Origin of the sequence: Photobacterium sp. OFAV2-7, from assembly GCF_022347985.1 — a bacterium.
Classification (GTDB): Bacteria; Pseudomonadota; Gammaproteobacteria; order Enterobacterales; family Vibrionaceae; genus Photobacterium.
In genome coordinates this window covers 1-4,276 of record NZ_JAKRFQ010000425.1, presented here as the reverse complement: position 1 = coordinate 4,276, position 4,276 = coordinate 1, and the positions used below count along the sequence as shown (strand labels likewise).

Sequence of the window (4,276 nt, the reverse complement as noted above, 5' to 3'; positions counted from 1 at the left end):
TCGATATGTGCTCCGCCACTTAATGAACTGGAATGTGAATAAGATTCGTACTAAAGGAATCTCAAATAAAAAAGTAAATTAAACAGACGATAACGTTTGTTTTTACTCCCTCTATTTCGACCAAGTGCAGTATCAGAGATTAAAGGTATATCATTCAATAAGAATAGATGTCGCACAGTTGATATCTATTCTGTAGTTGGGGTTTCAACAATAGCGCTTTGTCGGTTGGGTAAACCAACTTCGAGCTGGCGTCGTTTGGGTTATGCTCGCGGGTATACATGGAAACAACTAGAGGCGCTGTTATGCGCCTCTGAATGTTATTTAATAAACAATTAGTTAAATGTGGTCTAAGCGGATGTGGCTATTTTTCAGATCATCACGCGTAATGCCTTTACCATCATTCATCGCATTAAACTGGCGTAATAGCCCGGCAAGAGCATGGATAGAAGCAAGCAGATCACCCGTGTGGGCAGATTCTGACGATGTATGCATGTTACGAATTGGGTATCCAATGGTGATTGCCGCACTATCAACGCCGGCTAACGCAGCTGCCATACCATCGGTACCCATATCACGACCAGAGAAGTCTAGCTGGTAAGGAATATCTTGCTCACGGCAGACATTTTCTAGAGACTGAACTAAAAACTCTGAAATGACAGAGCCTCGGCCAATGGTAAAGCCATCACCCATCTTAAGTGGGTTCATTTTACGGTTACCAATTCCCGGTGCCGCTTCGTAGTCATGGTTTACATCAGTAGCAATTAATACGTCTGGCTTAAGCTCACCCACTAACTGTGTAGAACCAAATCGGCCAATCTCTTCATGGGTGGCAATGGTATAAAGGACACGAACATTATCAAGACCTTCTTCTGCCACCAAACGTGCAATCTCTGTCACAGAGAAACAACCCAGACCATTATCTAAGTAAGCACCATAAAAAGTATCCTGAGATACACCATGCTTAATTGGGCGGTCTAAAAGAATCGGGTCACCCGGACGTAGCCCTAAAGCTTCAACTTGTGCTTTACGATCTTTGCCATAGGTGTGCAGCTCCAGATAAATTGATTCTGGCTTGATACCTTGTTCACCTGTGCGCTGAGCTGGAGTGGAGAAGTGAATCGCACCCAGAGCTTCAACAGTGCACCCTTCGATCACTTTGAACTTACCAGCTTCATCCGGGTGTTGGCAAAATACTTTGACTTCATGACCAATCAGAGTTGTAGGCAAGAAAGAATCGGTGTTAATCCATACTTTACCGTCGTCATCAATTTTGCGTACCTGCATGCGAATTTTGTCAGCGTGGCCAACAATCATCACGCTTACCAGATCATCACGACCAGGATGCGAATCAAAAACTAACCCTGCATTCCCTTTAAACTGATGAATTCCCCATCCGGCTGGCATAAAAGATTCAAATTCAGGTTTAATAACGCCATAGCTCATTGCGGCTTCAAAACCAATTGGCGAAGGCGAGGCCAGTACCTTCTTCATAAACTCAAATTGGTCGTGCGGCATAGTGGTTTGCCAAGCGTGTTTTTGTTCCGTGTTGTTCTCTAAACTCATTATTTAGCTCTTTTAATCTATTTGGGTGTAAAGCAATCTTACTGCCAATTTTCCATATGCCAGTATTTTGATATGGAAATTTACCATAGAAGAAAGCCGTTAACCTAAAGCTTGTTATGCTTAATTAAGAACAAGAGGCATCTATTTGTGATCTGCTTCATCAAAGTGGCGTATTGGTTATTACCAAGTGTCGTCTTCCAAATAAACTATGTGCAACTTTCAATTTACTGGGCAGTCCCATGTGTGAAAGTTAGTTTAAGAAGCGATTATCTCAAACTGCTAAGCGATGCTGCCATTTGCTTTTCATACTTATCGAGCAGTTCGTATCGCTTACAGTACATTTTTCTCTTGGTGCGATTTAGCGTGCTTAGATCTCTTCGAGTTTTATTCAAAGGCAGCTTGAATCTATACTTGCTGTGTTTCTCCCCTTTTAGCTCAGTGCAAAAGGCGTCATAATCGAAAAATACTTTCTTGCGTTGTTTGTGGGTGCGAAAGCGTGACGCGCTGTAAACGTGCCCCTTGTTAGTGACGCAATAGACGTTCCTGATGCCAAAGTGTCGTGCAAACATCAACGTCAGCTCAACAATAAGCGCTTTAGGGCGCATTCCATGCTGAGCTTTTGTAAGGGACTTAATGATATCAGGAAGACTTTCTGTTCTTCCCCTTGAACCCTGTACGCAACCAATAAACAGATCTCTGTTTTCAGTAATATTGAATGTGGTGAAGTAAATATCTTGCGACAGTTCATTTGTTATTGCCAAACCTAGACTACCTTCACGCCATTCCCCCATATAAAGGCGTACATCGTAGTTCTCGCTATTTTTACCCTGGATTGAAAATAGTTTGTATCCTTGTTCTGAGTAGACTTCCTTACACTTTTTACCAAGTTCGGTGGACATGAAATTGAAATGAGCATAAAGGTTTCTTAGGCGAGTCTTTTTGTCCCAATCAGCACACACATGAGGGTGCATTGGTTGATCGTAGATTTTTGGTCTCAGCTTAAAAAGTTCTCTTATGTTCTTGTCATTCTGCATTGATTGCATAGCTTTTGCCGTTCCAGGACTAGCTATATACCGGAAACAGAACCTACATTGATCTCTGTAAACGCTGTATTTTTTTTGGGGCCCGTATATTGTTTTAGAAATATTGTATAACGTCTTTAGCTTCATCAATGATTCCATAATTATAATTATTAATGCTGCAGGGAATTATGCTGAAGAGATATAAAAGCTACTGTATGGGTTTGTGTGAGTTTGTCAGAAATGTCATTACAATTTGAAGTATCCAACCTAGCAGGAACAATACAACTTAGAGCCGGGTAATAGGCAAGTTACTTGTCATAGGCGTCCCCCAATCCCAGTATATTGGGGGAGCGCCTGAGCACTTCGTTCCTAATGCTTGCGACTATGTTCCGTTGCGCTTGGTGTTGATGATCTAAGGCTTACTTCGCAAGCTCCGCGGCGGTGTCGACAAAGATGCCCTGAATATCATTTGCTTCACGCTCCGTTTGTCCGCCGTGCTTAAGAAATGCCTTGATAATGGCCTGTGTCTTCTCTTCCTTTGCACGCTCCAGGAAGTAGCGCAATTCCAATTCAGCACCAGCATTTTCATCTTTGATTGATGTCTCGATGATCGCTTTGTACATCACGATATCTCGAACTTCAAGCTGGCTAATCACCCCAAGTGTTTGAGCCAGGAAGGCATCCATTTCTGCCTTCGGTACATACTGGGTAATAATGTTCAATGCTTCTGCCTGTTGGGCGGTAAAGTCATTACCTAGAAGCAACGCTTGTAGTGCCTTGTTTTTACCCATTCTTCTTGCAAAATGAACCGCACCCTGGCCGCCAGTCGGGATGTTGACGTGAATTTCAGGCTGGGCAAAGGCGGCAGTTTCTGTGCCGTATGCCAAGTCACACGCCATGACGAACTCATTACCGCCCCCTCGTGCTACACCGTTTACCACAGCCACAGATACTTGCTTCATTGCTTTAATGTTGGCAATCATGTGATTGAACTCGATAGATGCCGCTTGACCACCCTGAGTACCGTTGATCACATGCAAATCTAAGTGAGCCAGGAAGAACTTTTCGTGGAGTGATTTGAATACCACCACTTTTGTATCGCGGTCATCTTTTAGCGATAGCAGGAACTCGTTGATTTCGTTTATCAGCTCAATCGTCAGAATATTCACTGGCGGATTATTGATAGCGACTGTTGCGATACCGTTGTTGTGGGTAATCGATAGTGTGTTCATGGAATCTTCCTCACTTGAGTAAATAGGCTCTGTCAGTTCAAGCCCTCAATGTGTGGTTACTATAGGAGTATTATAGGTGAGGAAAAATGCGCTAACTGGCATATAATTGGTGCTATTAGTGCAACAAAAAGAAAGCATATGGATTTTTCTAGTCGATTATTGCTGCTACTCGAAGTGATAGAACTTGGTTCATTCACCAAAGTGTCCGAGCAAAGAAATGTTGATCGATCGGTCATCTCTAAACATATCAGCCGATTAGAGGATGAGCTTGGCGTTCGTTTGCTAAACCGAACGACACGTTCGTTATCTTTAACTGCCGCAGGGAACGAAATGGTGAATCAGGCCAAGTCATTGCGGACTTTGCTAAATGATACACATCGGCTGGCACAGAATTACCATGCCGAGCCCAAGGGCGTATTGCGCATCACCAGCTCGACCTTGTTTGGTCGCCAGTATGTT

General features: G+C 43.2%; 4 protein-coding genes. 1 reads left to right on the top strand and 3 read right to left on the bottom strand.

Annotated features, from left to right (window positions below):
* Positions 1-336: 336 nt before the first annotated feature.
* From MHN01_RS18200 to MHN01_RS18190, 3 genes are all read right to left on the bottom strand, one after another.
* Positions 337-1,563, bottom strand: a complete 1,227-nt coding sequence (locus MHN01_RS18200; protein ID WP_239412639.1) for a M20/M25/M40 family metallo-hydrolase — start codon at positions 1,561-1,563, stop codon at positions 337-339.
* Positions 1,564-1,829: 266 nt separating this feature from the next.
* Positions 1,830-2,732, bottom strand: a complete 903-nt coding sequence (locus tag MHN01_RS18195) for a DUF535 family protein (RefSeq protein WP_239412638.1) — start codon at positions 2,730-2,732, stop codon at positions 1,830-1,832.
* Between the two features lie 272 nt (positions 2,733-3,004).
* Positions 3,005-3,817 carry an enoyl-CoA hydratase/isomerase family protein gene (locus tag MHN01_RS18190; protein WP_239412637.1) on the bottom strand — a complete coding sequence of 271 codons (813 nt, stop codon included), beginning with the start codon at positions 3,815-3,817 and terminating at the stop codon, positions 3,005-3,007.
* Between the two features lie 138 nt (positions 3,818-3,955).
* Between MHN01_RS18190 and MHN01_RS18185 the strand changes: the two genes are divergently transcribed.
* On the top strand, positions 3,956-4,276 hold a 321-nt coding region (locus MHN01_RS18185), incomplete at its 3' end, for a LysR family transcriptional regulator (RefSeq protein WP_239412636.1).